This is a genomic window from Uliginosibacterium silvisoli (genome assembly GCF_036017035.1).
Classification (GTDB): Bacteria; Pseudomonadota; Gammaproteobacteria; order Burkholderiales; family Rhodocyclaceae; genus Viridibacterium; species Viridibacterium silvisoli.
Genome location: NZ_JAYXHS010000004.1, coordinates 266653 through 282449 on the forward strand (window position 1 = coordinate 266653; position 15797 = coordinate 282449).

Below are 15797 nucleotides of genomic sequence, written 5' to 3' on the forward strand. Positions count from 1 at the left end.
GCGTCGCCTAGAAGCGTCCCATGCGACGCACGATGGACATCACGCCGAGACCCAGGGCGGCGAACAGCATTCCGTAGATGTTCAACTGGCTTTCGCCATTCTGTTCATCCTCGTGGCGTATCAAGTCCTGCGTGACTTCCGAGGCCGGGCCGGCTGCCGCGAGCTTGACGCGCCAGCCTTCGAGCTCCGCTCCTGCTGGCGCCATGGCAACGGTTTCGCGATGCTGCGCGGTCATGACTACGGCATCTCGGTGGCGATCGGAGACTCGCGTTGCGTGCGGTCGTACTGCACGTGCTACGTCCTTCTGTGATTGTGTGGATGGCGCTGGCACAAGGGTGTCCACCGCAAATGCGGAGGGGCTCGCCAGAACGGCAGAAAACGCGATCATCAAGGGGATGCTGCGATACATGATTCAACCTCTCTTTACGCTATCAAGTTGCTGTTTCTCAATGAGATGCGTTGCTTTTATGACTACCTTGCATCTCACGCGGGGGAACTACATTTTCCACTGTGCCGACAACGAGCTTATGACGTCGGAGTACTGCCTTGCCGTGTCGCTTGTACGCCTGCGTTCATCGCTCATCGAGAATCCGAATTCCCAATTACGGGTAGCCATGTAGCGGACGGTGACGCCGATGCGGTCTGTGCGTTCCGGTGCTCTTGGCGTAAGCGTGAAGCCGTTGTAACTACGGCGGCGCGACTCAGCTATTCCTCCTAGAGCAAGTTTCGGGCTAAGTGCCCAATTGGGCACGAGGCTGATGCCGTAGGTGTCTGCGTAACTCGCCGACGCATCGGAAACAGCACCAAGATCGCGAAATACGCGAAGCGCAAGACGCGTTGCCTCAGTAGGCGTCCATATGTATCCCACCGAACCAACCCATCCACTGAAGTCGCGCTCCGGGATGTTCTCGTGCTCGCGCTGCACGTAACTCACACGCCCTTCGAGACGTGAGGGCTCACTCAGCTGCCATACGGTCGAGAGCTCGACTTCGTTCTGTGTATAGGTGTTGTCCGACACCACGCTGGGGATGATGTTGGGATAGTTGTAGTGCGAGCGGCGATAGCGCAGGTCTATCTTGTTGCCGCTCGCGGGTTGAAAGCGGATGCCGCCATCGATCCATCCACCGTCGTTGTCACCGGTTCGTTCTGTCTCCGAACTGTTGCGGATCTTGTCTGCGCGCCAGGCAGTCACGGCAAGCCAGCGCGGCGCGAACGGAAGTGCGAGATCGGCGCCGAGCATGTCGCGTGTCGCCGTGTTTCCCGTCGCAACCTGTTGATCTGCAGGGTCTGTGGCAGATTTTGTGTGTGAGTACGAAGCGCCGTAACGACCGTCGTTGCCTATCCGTCCGCTCCAGTCCGTCACGAACTGCTGCCCGATGTAATCGAACTGGTCGAAGGTCTGGTACCGCACGATCGACGGCGCGGCAAAGATGATCAGGCGGTGGCGGCCGAAGCGCTTATCCAGTGCGGCACGCAGTGTCGTGATGGAAACAAAATCGTGGCGCTGTCCTGCCTCGCTGGTAGCAGCGGTATAGCTTTCGTTCGCGAGCCTGAACACGTTGCTGTCATATTTCGCACTTTCGGAAACTGACACGCCGAGCACCTCATCGGGGCGCACAGGATTGAGCGCCGGCTCCTCAGCCGATGCAATCCAGGGAGCGATGCCAGCGAAGAACAAGAAAATATTGATGGTGCGAAGGTGGCGATGCGGGAGGCGCAGGTCTTCGGTCATGATTCTTGCTGAGAGGAAATGAGTACGGACTCCCTACGCAATGCGCGTGCCACGCACACGATGCGTGCTACGTGTTTCTCTCAGGAAGATGACTGATGCAAGAAGTAACTTTTGGTGGGCAGACCTTTGACGGCTTTCTCCGTGGCCGCCTCACGTTGGCAACGAGCATCGAGCTTTTTCTCGATCCACTTATAATCGTATGCAGTATTTTTATAGTTGCCGCATGGCTCGGGCAGCCTCTTGAAGCGCATCACATCAGTCTTGCGCTGATTGCTTTGCTGGCAACCTTTCCCGGCTCTCTGCGATTGCGCGATACGGGCTGGCGCATGGCCTGGCGTGCCGCTGGCGAGTGGCTGCTGATCGTAGCGATGCTGTTGCTGTTCGGCTACGCATCCGGCTACATCGACTACTTCACCTCGTCTTTCATCACCGGTTGGGTCTCGACCTCGATGGCGGGCATCCTGGTGGCGCACGAAGTTGCGCGTCGTGTCTTGCCGACAGTGTTACAGCACGCACACGTGTGCAACGCCGTGATCGTTGGTGGAAATGACTTGGGAATAACGCTGTCCCGACAGTTCATCGACAATCAGTATCTTGGCGTCAAGTTCGCCGGCTTCTTCGATGACCGTGAAGCCGAGCGACTGACGAACATTGGCGATGCCCGTCTGCTTGGTTCGCTCAAGAACCTCGCGACCTACGTGAAGGCCAATCGCGTCGACCATATATATATAGCGTTGCCGATGGCATCCCAGCCTCGCATCCTGTCGCTGCTTGACGACATGCGCGACACCACGGCCTCCATCTTCTTCGTGCCGGACATCTTCATGACGGACCTGATACAGGGGCGCGTGGACTCCATCAACGGCATGCCTGTGGTCGCCGTGTGCGAGACGCCATTCACCGGCGTGCGGGGCGTCATCAAGCGCGCATCCGACATCGTGCTGTCCTCGCTGATACTGCTGGCCATCTCGCCGGTGTTTGCGGCCGTTGCCTTTGGGGTCTATCGCAGCTCGCCGGGCCCCATCATCTTTGCGCAGCGCCGCTATGGTCTCGACGGTCGCGAGATCATCGTCTACAAATTCCGTTCGATGTCGGTCACCGAAGACGGCGACAAGAAATACACGCAAGTCACGCGTGGCGATCCACGCGTAACTCCTTTCGGGAATTTCATCCGCAAGACATCGCTGGACGAGTTGCCCCAGTTCATCAACGTGTTGCAGGGGCGCATGAGCATCGTGGGCCCACGGCCACATGCCATCTCCGTGAATGAGCAGTACCGCAAACTCATTCCCGGCTACATGGTGCGTCACAAGGTCAAGCCGGGCATCACCGGCTGGGCGCAGGTGAACGGTTATCGTGGCGGCGACGACCTCGACCATATGAAGATGCGCATCAAGTACGACCTCGAGTACCTGCGCAACTGGTCGCTGAGACTCGATCTGCTCATCATCCTGCGCACGGTGAAACTCGTCGCAAAAGACAGCAAGGCCTTCTAGCAAAAGCCGAGTCACTCGGGAGCAGAGCGGGGCGCGGCGCAGGTCCCGACAGTTCCCGACGTGACATGAAGGGCGCAGGCGCATTCAAGAGGAGAGCATCATGGAGACACAGGAGCTTCACCGTGGGCGCTTGATCGATCACATCCAGCTGGTTGTGCGAGATCTGCCGAGGTCGCAGACGTTCTATGCGGCAATCTTCGAAGTTTTGGGCATCCCGATCGGTGGGAAGGGCGATGGATTCTTCTGGGCTGACGAACTGTTTGTGTCGACCTCCGATAGCAAGGCCGCGCAAGGAGTCCTGACAGGCCGTCATCATCTCGCCTTCCAGGCTCAGAGCCGTGCCGTCGTGGACGCGTTCCACACAGCAGCGCTCGCTCATGGCGGTCAGGAAAATGGCCCGCCTGGAGAGCGCCCTTACCACCCGGGCTACTACGCTGCCTTCGTGCTGGATCCTGATGGCAACAATATCGAAGCCGTCTTTCATGGTGAGGCAGAACGGAGTTCTCCTTCTGTACGCATCACCTTCTGAATCGGAGTTGTCGTCTATTGTCCGGTGATGTCCTGAGTATCGATGTCATCAGGGCAATCATCCATGACGGGACGGCGGATGCGTGATCGCACCAGTATGACAATAGACTTCTGGTGGTCGCGTCATCAAGGCGAGGCGGGGTAGAGCACTTCCTGATCGGCGCCCGACGTGCGCAAGTGTTGTTGCCTGTCCGGGTATGGCGCATATCCAGATCTCCATCCGATAGCTGACAACTGAAAGCGCCAGCCCGGCACTCGCCGGCAAACCAGCCTGGAGCGCCGAGGGCCTCGTCGTTCCCCCTCGCTTCACTCGCTGGTCGTCAGATCATCGGAGCGTTGATATCCCATTAGCTTCAGGGCAGGATTCGCTGACTTGCAGGTACTCCTGAATTCTCGTCAGCGTCTTTCGCTCATTCCCATGGCACCTCGCCCAATAATCAGATTGCTCGTATTCGTCGCTTCAGTCGTTGCGGGATTCCTTGGTGTGCTCATGGTCAGATCTGGCAACGGGGCCGGGCTTCTGGTCGGCTTCTGCACGCTCGTCGCAGCATTTTGCGGCGTAGTCGTATCCGTTTTCCGGATCCCGGTTCTTGGCAAGGCGCGTCCCGATGATAGCTTCGGTTTGCTGACAGATAGGCAAGGGAATGCCATCGGTGCTTTTCTGGTATTCCTTCTTGGCGCATTACTCATCTTTCTTCCCCTGCGGGGCCTCTTCAAGGGATCGATGCCTGCGCTGGGGGCCGGGCCCGATCTGGTGTTTGCGCAGGCACCTCTGGAATACCTGTTCTCGTTCGCGGTGTGGTTCTGTAGCGGAACAGGTGTCCTGTGGCTCTCGTGGAGGGTCGGACGAGCACGAAAGACCAGGGCCACACCTCGCAAGTGAGCTGCAGCTGACGCATTGCCCGACATACGCATCACGCTTACGCCGCGAAGGTAGACATGCTCAAGTACGTATGGCTATTGGTGCTCACAATTCCGCCATGGGCAGCCGCTGAATTCGGGGCATCGAAATGGGTCGTTGGACTTGCGCTTGCTCCTTTTTTCATTCTTGCGATGACCTATGGAGACCCGGATGAGGATCAGTTCGGGGAGGCGTCTGGAGCGTTCCGCAAGGGCGCGCTGATCGCCCTGTTCGTGGGTGCAATCGTCCTGGTCACCGTGCTGTTCATCTTGTGGCGGGTTTTCTTTCCGGGCGCTCCTGTCAGATGAGGCTGTCCTCAGTCAGGCATGGCGATTGAATTCCTTCAGGCGATTTTCGGGGTTGCAGCAAGCCGGGTGAGCACTGTTGTCGGTATGCCGTTCGCCTGATCGCGTCGGTCTGGCGACGCCATTGAGTGCGTGGGCGGCTCGCTCCGACCGTTATCGCTCGCCGTATTCCTTTCCTTCGTGTCTTGCACGCCGGATATCCCCGCTGACTCAGGCGAAGCGCTGGATTCGTTCCCTCTGCTTACGCTAGGTAAGTGTTACAGCAGTTCTTACATGGCAGGTCAGTCCGGCCCATTCTCAGAATTTCTGTTGCGCGCTGTTCTGGCCCGCAGCCGAACCAATCGTTTCGGCTGAGACTCCCGTGGCACAGGCATCGCAAGGCGTGAAGGGGTGCGCAAAGCGTGGATGGGCACGTGCGTTGCGTGGATGAAGACATCCGCGGAGACAGGCGGATCCCGTAACAAGCAGCACTTTCCTGAACACGAAAACTGCTGCAATCGGGCGCTGCCAGTGATAGCCATTCATGCCGATGTCACGTGATGCAGTGCCCCACATAAACGAGAGGAAACGCAAATGAACCAGAACCAATCGATCCTGATCAAGGCTGTTGCCTGCAGCTATCTCGCGGTGGCTGCACTGGGTGCGTCGGCTGCTTCTCCTGCAGAGAAGCAGGAGAAAGAGCGCATCTCGGCCGAGTACAAGATGGAAGTACAAAAGTGTTCCACCTTGAGTGGAAACCCTCGTGACGTCTGTAAGGCCGAGGCGAAGGCACATGAAGACAAGGCTGAGGCGAAGCTCGAATCAGAGCTTCATCCGTCGGCCAAGGCATCAAAGAACATGCAGGAGACATATGCCGATGCCGACTACAAGGTGGCAATGGAGAAGTGTGACGCCTTTACCGGAAACGATAAGGACGTGTGCAAGAAGGAGGCCAAGGCTGCCAAGGTGATGGCACTGGAGACAGCCAAGACCAATAAGGAAATCACCGATCGCAAGAACGATGCAGCGGATACGAAGAATGATGCCGCCTATTCAGTAGCGAAGGAAAAGTGTGATGCGCTGGCTGGCAATGCCAAGGACAAGTGTGTTGCCGATGCCAAGCTGAACTACGGCAAGTAAGTGCTGATTGAAAGTGCTGCGAGAGATACGCGGCCTTTCCTGACGGCAACGCCGGAAATGACTTACCCCATAAACAATGAAGGAGATATGAAAATGAAAATCCGTACATTCGCAATCATCGGTGCTCTCGTGGCGGCGCCACCCACGGTATTCGCCCAGGCGAATGGCAACGACGGTACTGCCGGTAGCGCGGGCGATGGTGACCGCGCGCAGAGCTATACCCGTCTGCTGTTCTCTGACCTGGACAAGAACCGTGATGGCCAGATTGACAAGATTGAAGGCGCGAAGCTCGAGCCTTCCCTCGTCAAGAAGATGGATACCAACGCCGACGGCAAGGTTTCACAAGCCGAGTTCGATCAGTACCAGGCCGCCACGAGTGGCAGCAAGGTGCCGAGCAGCAAGTAATCGAGCATTCAACCGCCGGGTCGGGTGATCCGGCGCTGTTGCAACACCAGGTAGAAGGGCGGCGACATGTCGCTCAGCCTGACCACGACAACGGTCTCTCCGCTGTCCAGAACTGAAAGGAAACGCATCATGAACAAGGATCAGATCAAAGGACGTGCCAAAGAAGCTGCTGGCAAGGTGCAGGAAGTCGCCGGCCGCACGGTAGGTAGCGAACGCCAGGAAGCCAAGGGTCTCGGCAAGCAGATCGAAGGCAAGGTACAGAAAAACTACGGCGACGCTCGTGAATCCGTCAAGGACTCACTCAAGGATCGCTGATCGCGACGCACTACGGCTTGAGCCGTAGCCGCAGGAAAGGACAACCTCAGGTTGTCCTTTTTTTTGCCCGGGTCTCATGGCGGGGCCGGGCCATCCGTTGCGGATTGCACGTGTAAAAAATTCTGGAGGGCGTGCCATCCGTGCCTGTATGGGCGTGGTCCTCAATTGGCGGGAGTGCCTTGCGGCGCGAACGGGACGCTTCTTCTGGCCGGGAATGTTTATTGCGATGACCGACGCTGCGTGACCTTCACTCGAGCCCCGTCCGGTGGATGGGAGAAAAAGTATTCCATTGCCGATGAAATTTGAACGTGTTCGCCGTTGTGCGGCGGTTGTACCCGGTTCTCTGCAAACCCAGTGGATTGAAGCCTCCGGTCTTCGGGGGCTCACCCTGGCATTTGTGCCACGCACTGACTGCGCGCCAGGCGCCATGACGTCGTGCCTGCAAAGTCAGTCATCCGATAGCGCTGAGTCGAGCTCCAGTGAGGCGGCCTCCCTCCGCTCGGGGAGCCGGCGCCAGGGTGCGTTCGTTCAGAGGCATGGAGTGAGCGGATGCTGCCGATGAAGCTGCGCGGATTCCCCTCTACGCCACGCGAGGGTTACCTTGTTGCCGTCATTGCCGCGGCAGTAGCTATTGCCCTTAGAGTTCAGTTCGAGTTCGTGGTCGCCGGACGGGCCACCTATCTGTTCTACGTCGGTGCCGTGGTGCTTGCCTCGCGCATGGCTGGCATGCGCGCAGGGCTGCTATGCCTGGCGCTGACGCTGCTGGCCCACATCATCATGATTGCGCCGCTTGTCTCGCAAGGGCATCTGTTGCCACTCGAGACGGCGAGCACCTTGCTGTTTGTCGTAGTCGGTCTGGCCATCTGTATTGGCCTGGGTCACATGCATCACACGTACGCGCTGCTGGCGCAGAAGATCCGCGAATACGATCATGCCAGGGGGCTCTTGTCGGAAGAGGCCGCCTATCGCGCTGAATCAGAGAGGCGGATTCGCGCACACCGTGACTGGCTTGAGACGACACTGACCACCATCGGTGACGCCACCATCCTGTTCGATGCGAATGGCGATGTCATTTCCATGAACCCGGTGGCCGAGCATCTGTGTGGCTGGACCCGCGACACTGCGAAAGGGCTGGCTGCGGAGACAATCTTTCCGCTCTTCGACGACAAGAGTGAGTCGCCGCTCGAGAGCCCGGTCAGGAAAGCCATACTGAGTGGCCGCGTGGAGAATCCCAGCAAGCAGCAGTTGCTGGTGAACCGCGATGATGTCGAGTATCCGGTCGAGCTGAGCGCCGCGCCCATGCTGGATGCTGACAGGCGGGTGACGGGGGTAGTGCTGGTCTTTCGAGATATGTCGGCGCGCAACAGGACGCAGCGTGAGATGCAGCGTCTGCTCGACGAGCTGCGCGAAGCCGATCGTCTCAAGGACGAATTCCTGGCCTTGCTGGCGCACGAGTTGCGCAATCCGCTTGCGCCTATCCGTGCAGCGATCGACATTGTGCGGATGGGGGACGAGGGGGCAGTACACAAGGCCTGTGACATCCTCCAGCGACAGGTGGAGAACATGGCGAGATTGGTGGAAGACCTGCTTCAGGTCTCGCGGATCACGCACAACCAGCTGGAGATGCGCAAGGTGCATACGGACCTTGCACCGATCCTGCGTCAGGCCCTGGAAATAAGCCGGCCTTTGATAGATGCGAAATCGCATCGCCTCGTCGAGGAGATTTCCTCCGAGCCGATGCCGGTGCATGCTGACCCGACACGCATCGCACAACTGTTTGCCAATCTCCTCAACAATGCCGCAAAGTTCACCGACCCCGGTGGCGAGGTGGCGCTGACCGTTGCACGCACGCCCGACAGTGTGCTGGTAGCGGTGAGCGACACGGGTATGGGTATTCCGCGCGGCATGGAAGAGAAAGTGTTCCAGTTGTTCGCGCAACTGGATGTGGGTATTTCGCGTTCACAGGGTGGCTTGGGGATTGGGCTTACACTGGTGCAACGGATTGCCCACATGCATGGCGGGCACGTGCGGGTGGTGCGCACGGAGGAGCCCGGGACGACCTTCATGGTCGAGCTGCCGCTGGCCTTGCGTCAGCCGGTAGCGATTCCCGTGGCTGCACCCGAAGTATCAGCGGCAGTACCAACAACAAATAAAACGACTACCAGAGTGGAGCGTGACGTGACTACAACAACGAACAAGCCCGGGTCTCCCGGCTCGCTGTCCTTGCGGATACTCGTCGTCGATGACAATCATGACGCAGCGGACAGTATGGCGGTGCTGCTTGGCATTCTCGGCAGCGAGGTGCGGATCGGCCACGACGGCGTCGAGGCGGTGGAGGCGTTCAAGGACTTCCGCCCGCACGCGGTCTTGCTCGACATCGGGCTGCCGCGGCTCGATGGTTATGGTGCCGCCGAACAGATCAGGGCCTTGCCGGGTGGCGATGCGGTGACCCTGATCGCCTTGAGCGGCTATGGGCGCGACGACGACAGGCGACGTTCGCGTGAAGTGGGCTTTGATCACCACCTGGTCAAGCCCGTCGCGCCTGACACGCTGATCAATCTGCTGGCGCCGCTCATTGCAGGCGGCGAGGTTTCGCCAACTACCGTAAACTAGGGTTCATCCGCCGGGTGAGGGCGGATCGACCCCGGGCGTGCCTGCACGTCCTTCGTACAAGAAAATACGGAAGAAGCGCCTGCAATATGGCTGTCATCGTGGAAGCGCTTAGCGGCTTGCTGGCTCGGCTGAAGTCCGGCATGGCCCGGCTCATCCAGCATTTGCCGTTCAAGGCAGCGCCCAGCGAAGAGGGCAGCTTGCGCTGGCTGCGGGCGGTGATGCGTGCCTCCATCATCGTGCCGCTGATCCTGCTTTCCGGCGCGGCGATACACAGCTATTTCGAAGCGGATGCAATTGCCGATGCACGTGTCGATCGCGATGTACGCGTGGTGCAGGAGCATGCCCTCAAGGTGCTGGAGACGGCAGCCTCGGTCGCCGGGCGTATCGACGATGTGGTCGGGAACGATCCCGCAGCGATGTCGCATGACAACGAGGCCTCGCTGCACGAGAAATTCCGCGACATCTCCACAGCGATGCCCCAGCTCCTGTCGGTGTGGCTGACCGATGCGGATGGCCGTGCGATTGCGAGTGACCGTTACTACCCGGTTCCCTTGAGTGCCAGCCTCGCTACGCGCGAGTTTTTCCAGCAACAACGCAACAACCCCTTGCCGATTGCCATTTCGGGGCTGCTTCGCGGCAGCATGAGCGGGCAGAACTTCTTCAGCCTGAGTCGCCGCCGCGAGTCGGCTGATGGTGAATTTCTCGGTGTCATCAGCGTGGGGCTTTCGGAGGCGTACTTCAGCTCTTTCTATGCGTCGATTGGCGGGGAGAACAAGGATCTGGCAGTCGAGCTGATCCGCGAGGACGGCACGCCACTGGTGAGCTTTCCGGAGCGCAGGTCGTTCACCGGCAAGCTCGCGGCCGATAGTCCGATCATGCAGGCAATCCGTAGCGGCTCGCTGCGCGGCAAGGTGCATGCCGGGCTGGATGGCACGCGCCGCCTGGTCGCCGTCCGCAAGGTGGGCAACTATCCGGTATATGCCGTCGCAGGCGCGCTGCGTTCCACCACGCTGTCGCAATGGCGCTCGCGCATGCTGCTGATCATCGGCTTCGTGCTGCCGGCTACGATCGCGATGGTGCTGCTGTGCTGGACGGCCTTGCGCAAGGTCGGTCGTGAGCACCGTGCGTTGGCGCAGTGGCGAGATGAAGTGTCGCGCCGGGTAACCGCTGAAGAGGCGTTGATGCGAGCGCAGAAGATGGATGCCATCGGCCAGATGACCGGGGGCGTGGCGCACGACTTCAACAACATGCTGCAGATCATCAGCAGCAACATCCACATCATCCGCCTCAAGCTGCCGCAGGCCGGTATCGAACCGCAACTCGCCGCCATAGACCGTGCGCGTCTGAGCGGCGAGAGTCTGACGCGCCAATTGCTGGCTTTTTCGCGCCAGCAGGCCTTGCGCCCAGAGTCCATCAACATCGACCAGCGCATGCCCTCGATCTGCGAGCTCATACGCCACTCGCTGGGTACGGGCATCCAGCTTGAGAGCGAGACCGAGCCGGGCACATGGCCCATCGAGGTGGATCCTTCACAGCTCGATCTCGCCTTGTTCAACCTTGCCATCAACTCGCGTGACGCAATGCCGGAGGGGGGCACGATCCGCTTGTATGCACGCAATGTCAGCGCTGCCGAACGCGGCGAGATCAAGGCCGACCTGCGGGGCGACTTCGTGGCGATCGTGGTCAGCGACACCGGGCAGGGGGTGCCGGCAGAGATCGCTGATCGCATCTTCGAACCGTTCTTCACCACCAAGGATGTGGGCAAGGGCACGGGCCTAGGCTTGAGCCAGGTGTTCGGTTTTGCCACCCAGTCAGGCGGAACGGTGACGCTCAGGAGCACACCGGGCGCAGGCACTACGCTTACCGTTTACTTGCCGCGCGCGCACGCTCAAGGCGTGAAGCGCACGAACACCGAGCCCGTGACTGCCGGCGAGGCACTGCACGGTCGCTTGCTGGTTGTTGAAGACAATCTGGAGGTCGGTGATGGCTTGACCTTGCTGCTCGGCGAAGTCGGTTTCACCGTGACGCTCAAGCGCAGCGCGGTGGAGGCCATGCAGGCCCTGGAGGAAGGACAGAAGTTCGACCTGCTGCTGACCGACCTCGTCATGCCGGGCAATTTCAACGGTCTGCAACTGGCGCGGCTGGTCATGCGCGAGTACCCCGACCTGCCTGTCGTGCTCATGACGGGTTATAGCGACGAAGTGCGCAAGGCATCGGCAGAAGGCTTCACGATTCTCATCAAGCCGTTCCAGATGAGCGCCTTGCTGGCGGCCATCCGCGAGCGCATCGACTGCCGGAAGGAAGCGCCCGACAAGGCTCAGGCTGACTGAGCCGGTGTCGACGGCGCCAGGGCGGCTGGTACTACCGGCGAGGGTTCTGCCTCTGCGCGTGGCATGGCAACCCGCGTCACGGGCAGTGCTTCCGGGCATTCGTTCTGCATGTAGTCGATCAAGGCTTCACGCATGCGGCAACGCAGGTCGAAGCCTCTTGACGCATTGGCCGAGCTGACCAGCAAGCGTACCTGCATGGTGTGCTCGGTAGCGTCGGTAACCTGCAGGATGCAGACACGACCATCCCAGTCCGGGTCGGCATGGCAGCGCCGCTCCAGCTCCGCGCGCAACTTGTCCAGCGGTGCTCGGTAATCCAGCCAGAGCATCACGGTGCCGAGCAGGGTGGATGTGCTGCGCGTCCAGTTCTGGAACGGCTTCTCGATGAACCATTGCAGTGGCACGATGAGGCGGCGTTCGTCCCACAGCGCCATCACGACGTAGCTGCCGGTGATTTCCTCGACACGACCCCATTCGCCCTCGACGATGAGCACATCGTCTATGCGCAGTGGCTGCGTGAAGGCCAGTTGCAGACCCGCGATGAAGTTGCCGAGCACTGGTCGCGCAGCCATACCGGCGACGACGCCTGCGATACCTGCGGAGGCCAGGATGCTGGCGCCGACCTGGCGCGCGCCGGGCAAGGTCAGCAAGGCGAACGACACACCCAGCAGGACCAGCAGGGAGATGATGCTGCGCGAGAGCACGCGCGTCTGGGTGAGGATGCGCCGTGCCTGCAGGTTGTCTTCCACGTTGATGGGATGCAGGGCGATCATCGTATCGGCCAGCGCCATCACCCATGCCGTTGCCAGCCAGGTAATGGCGGCGATGAGGCAGACCGTATTGATGTGGCGCACCTTGTCGATGGCGACCAGCGCGTCCGGCGCCAGGCGCCACGCGAACTCCAGCGCAAACAATACGATGACCAGTCGGCTCGGCCGCTTGATGCGCTTGATCAGCGCTGCGACGAACACGCTGTGCAAGGCAATGCGGCGCAGGATGGCGGCGCCCGAAGCATGGATGACGGTCGCCAGCGCGATCAGGAGGAGTGCCGCACAGCCAGTGCCTATCCAGCCCCGCGTCTGTGAAAGGTTGCCCAGATATTGGTAGACGTCATTCATCTCGCAGCGTCCTTGTCGATGCAGGTAATCAGTGCGACGGGCCACACGGCCAGCGCGTCGGCGAGTTCGATGCCGTCATCGTCAGCAATGATCCTCCGGTGCAGCAGGGCGTCTGCCAGCCGGCCGCGACGTGCGTCACCCTGCAGCGCTTCGGGTAGCAGTACCCGTGTGCCTTCCCATGCCGTCGGCTCGACCAGCGGCAGCCCGTTGTGTGCGGGCAGGCTGGCGGCCAGGCGCGTGGTGATGACGATTGCCCAGTCTCTGCCGTCGTGTCGTGCGAAGGCCAGTGCATGCGCGGCATACGGCCCTTCGATCTTCAGCGGAATGTAGGCACTCTGGAAAAGGCCCGGGTAACGCTTGCGCAAGTTCAGCGTGGAGGAGATGAGTTGCTCCTTGATGCGCCCATCACGCCATTGTTCGAGCAGGCCGCTGGCACATGCGCTCGACACGCAACCGCCTTCAAACATGATCTGCGCGTCATACGTCACGGCACGTCGATTGTCGGGATCCACGAGGCTGAAGTCCCACCTGTCCGTGCCCTGGTAGAGATCGGGAATGCCGGGGCAGGTCATGCGCAGCAGCGTCTGGCTCAGGCTGTTGATGATGCCCGGCACCTCGATGCGCGCGACGAAGCTCGCGACGTCTTTCACGAAGGCGCTGGAGAAGGTGGCCGGTTCGCCGTCGGCAAGGCCCAGCGCCTTGTCGATGAACGCCCGGCTGGCCTCTTCGTAGGCTGAGTTGGGGAGCATCCAGTCCGAGCGGGCCTTGGCTTCGCGCATGGCCTTGAGTTGCCACTCACCCAGGCGCGTGGCCAGGGCGCGCAAGCCTTCCACGTCATCAGCCTGCAATCCTGGTGGCCAGGCTGCGATGAGCATCTGGTACAGCATGTACTCGTCACAGGCGTCGGGGGCTTCGGCCCCCCGGCCTGGCTCGCCTGCGAAGCGTAGTTCGGCATTGATGGCATGCCAGCGTGAAGAAGCGGCCTGCCAGAGTTGAGGGAGTTCGCTCAACACGGCGAGACGCATGCGCGTGTCCTCGCCGCGCTTGTGATCGTGCGAGGCGGTTGCCAGCAGGCTCTGCGGAAAGAGCGCCTGACGCTCCAGGCTGCATTGGTGGAACTCATCCACGCTGCGCGCCAGCCGCTCGGGATTGCTGCCGACCTCGTTGCGCGACAGCAGGCGGCCGTGGCGGTAGAAGACCGTGTCTTCGAGTGACTTGGCGGCCAGCGGCGGTGTGAGCTGCTGGAACTTGATCATCGCCCGGCAGCGCAGCTCGGTCTCGAACTCCGTCGCGGCAGATGCGGGTGCCTCGCCGCCAAGCCACCCGTCGAGCATTTCGAGGGTGGCGTGATCGCTCACCCGAAGCATTTCGCGGGCGCCCTGCAGGGCAGCCTGCAGGCGGGGCGCGTTGACAGCGCGACGTCCCGACTTCTCGCCGTACAGCCGATAGGCTGGAAAGCAGACCAGCAGGGCGTGCAGGGCTCTGCGCAGGCTGCTGCGGCTAACGTCACGATTGGTGACACTCGAGCGGGCAATGCGGTGGAGCAGATTGACCACTGCTTCGAACTCGGCAACGAAGTGCTCCGCGAGCAGTTGCTGGCGGGCGGCGTGCAGGCCATCCTTGAACGAGGCGGTGCCTGGTGCCAGCGTTTGCCAGAGCGCCTCGAGTGGCGCGGCGCCGTTTTCGTCATGCAGCACGCTTGCGACCTCATCCATGAAGTCGTAGCCGGTATTGCCGTCGATTCGCCAGTCAGCGGCGAGCAGTTCCCCCTCGCTGAGGATCTTCTCCACCACGATGTAAGGCGTGCCCGACAGCCCTAGCGCTTGACGGGCAGGCGTCTGCGCCTCGAGCTGCTCACGCAACTGCAGGCAGTAGGTGCGCGGATTGGCGAGTCCGTCGATATGATCGACGCGCACCCCATCGATAATGCCTTCCGCATAGAGTCGGAAGATCAGCGCGTGTTGATCGTTGAACACCTCTTCACGGTCTGCCCGCATGCCGACCAGGTCGCTCACCTCGAAGAAGCGTCGCCAGTTGATTTCCTCCGCCGCGTTGCGCCACCAGGCGAGACGGTAGTGCTGGCGCTCGAGGAGCCGGTGCAGGCGCGCCAATCCCTCGGGTGTGGCGGCTGAGTACTGGGCAACAGCTTCCTCAATACAGGCCTTGCCGTCACCACTCATCTCGGTGACCACGGCACGTCGGGCCTCATTGGCGTAGCGATTATTCAGGGCCCCTGGCGCGAGTTCGGAGAAGAGCGCTGCCAGGCGCTTGCATACCGTATGCGGGTTGCTGCCGAGCACCGCAGCGTAGTCGCGCAATGCGAGCGGAAAGCGCTGCGTTGCATACGCGATGTAAAAAGCACCCGTCAGCGCGTCCACGCAAAGCTTGAGATCACCACTCGCCAAGGCATCGCCATAAGGCTGGCCAAGGAAGGGCGCGAGCACCTTGCCTTGCAGGACAGGATCGGGAGACTGCCAGTCGATGTCGAAATATTCGGCGTAGGGGCTGCTGCCGCCGCCTTCGAGCACCTGGCGCCACCACTCGTTCTCGTACGACGTGGCCATGTGATTCGGCACGATGTCGAGAATCAGACCCATGCCCCGCTGGCGCAAGCCCGCGGCGAGGTTGCGCAGGGCGACCTCGCCACCGAGTTCCGGATTGATGGTGGCGTAGTCCACGACGTCGTAGCCGTAGGTCGAGCCGCTGCGCGCACGTTGCAGGGGCGACGCGTAGACGTGACTCAAGCCCAATGCTGCGAACTGGTCTAGTCGCCGGGTGGCGTCATCGAGTGTGAACTCGCGTCGAAATTGCAGCCTGAGGGTAGCGCGAGGAATCATGGCGTGTGAGGTTGCATCTAGCGTGCCTGACGGATCGCGGGGGCGGTCTTCGGGGCGTTAGGGATAGGCAGGCACGCACCTGCCGTCGTGATCTGGTTGAA

The 15797-nt window shown here is 60.8% G+C and carries 13 protein-coding genes; 9 read left to right on the top strand and 4 right to left on the bottom strand.

The window, feature by feature from the left end; genetic code table 11:
* Window positions 1-7: 7 nt before the first annotated feature.
* Together VVD49_RS19085 and VVD49_RS19090 are read right to left on the bottom strand one after the other, a co-directional pair.
* Complete coding sequence (locus VVD49_RS19085; protein WP_327600819.1) at window positions 8-235, bottom strand: hypothetical protein; 228 nt, start codon at window positions 233-235, stop codon at window positions 8-10.
* Window positions 236-496: 261 nt separating this feature from the next.
* Window positions 497-1732, bottom strand: coding sequence for a porin family protein (locus VVD49_RS19090; RefSeq protein WP_327600820.1), 1236 nt, complete (start codon window positions 1730-1732; stop codon window positions 497-499).
* Between the two features lie 95 nt (window positions 1733-1827).
* Between VVD49_RS19090 and VVD49_RS19095 the strand changes: the two genes are divergently transcribed.
* The 9 genes from VVD49_RS19095 (at window position 1828) to VVD49_RS19135 (ending at window position 11744) form a co-directional block, all read left to right on the top strand.
* Window positions 1828-3228, top strand: a complete 1401-nt coding sequence (locus VVD49_RS19095; RefSeq protein ID WP_327600821.1) for an undecaprenyl-phosphate glucose phosphotransferase — start codon at window positions 1828-1830, stop codon at window positions 3226-3228.
* A gap of 130 nt (window positions 3229-3358) precedes the next feature.
* Window positions 3359-3757: a VOC family protein gene (locus tag VVD49_RS19100; RefSeq protein ID WP_327600822.1), complete on the top strand. Its 399-nt coding sequence runs from the start codon at window positions 3359-3361 to the stop codon at window positions 3755-3757.
* Between the two features lie 483 nt (window positions 3758-4240).
* Entirely contained in the window at window positions 4241-4639 is a 399-nt protein-coding gene (locus VVD49_RS19105; RefSeq protein WP_327600823.1) for a hypothetical protein, read from the top strand.
* A gap of 56 nt (window positions 4640-4695) precedes the next feature.
* The gene (locus VVD49_RS19110; RefSeq protein ID WP_327600824.1) at window positions 4696-4965 is read left to right on the top strand and encodes a hypothetical protein; all 270 of its coding nucleotides are present in this window, start codon (window positions 4696-4698) and stop codon (window positions 4963-4965) included.
* A gap of 570 nt (window positions 4966-5535) precedes the next feature.
* Window positions 5536-6081 (top strand): hypothetical protein, encoded by a 546-nt coding sequence (locus tag VVD49_RS19115; RefSeq protein WP_327600825.1) that lies wholly within the window; start codon window positions 5536-5538, stop codon window positions 6079-6081.
* A 93-nt stretch (window positions 6082-6174) separates the two neighbouring features.
* Complete coding sequence (locus VVD49_RS19120; RefSeq protein WP_327600826.1) at window positions 6175-6486, top strand: EF-hand domain-containing protein; 312 nt, start codon at window positions 6175-6177, stop codon at window positions 6484-6486.
* A gap of 129 nt (window positions 6487-6615) precedes the next feature.
* Window positions 6616-6801: a CsbD family protein gene (locus VVD49_RS19125; RefSeq protein ID WP_327600827.1), complete on the top strand. Its 186-nt coding sequence runs from the start codon at window positions 6616-6618 to the stop codon at window positions 6799-6801.
* A 549-nt stretch (window positions 6802-7350) separates the two neighbouring features.
* Entirely contained in the window at window positions 7351-9414 is a 2064-nt protein-coding gene (locus VVD49_RS19130) for a hybrid sensor histidine kinase/response regulator (RefSeq protein WP_327600828.1), read from the top strand.
* Window positions 9415-9500: 86 nt separating this feature from the next.
* A complete protein-coding gene (locus VVD49_RS19135) occupies window positions 9501-11744 on the top strand; it encodes a hybrid sensor histidine kinase/response regulator (RefSeq protein WP_327600829.1) in 2244 nt (747 codons plus the stop codon).
* Here the strand turns inward: VVD49_RS19135 and VVD49_RS19140 are convergent.
* Both VVD49_RS19140 and treY read right to left on the bottom strand, forming a co-directional pair.
* Window positions 11732-12859 carry a mechanosensitive ion channel family protein gene (locus VVD49_RS19140; RefSeq protein ID WP_327600830.1) on the bottom strand — a complete coding sequence of 376 codons (1128 nt, stop codon included), beginning with the start codon at window positions 12857-12859 and terminating at the stop codon, window positions 11732-11734. The genes VVD49_RS19135 and VVD49_RS19140 overlap by 13 nt on opposite strands.
* Window positions 12856-15696 (bottom strand): malto-oligosyltrehalose synthase, encoded by a 2841-nt coding sequence (gene treY, locus VVD49_RS19145; protein WP_327600831.1) that lies wholly within the window; start codon window positions 15694-15696, stop codon window positions 12856-12858. Before treY ends, VVD49_RS19140 begins: the two co-directional genes overlap by 4 nt.
* Between the last annotated feature and the right edge of the window lie 101 nt (window positions 15697-15797).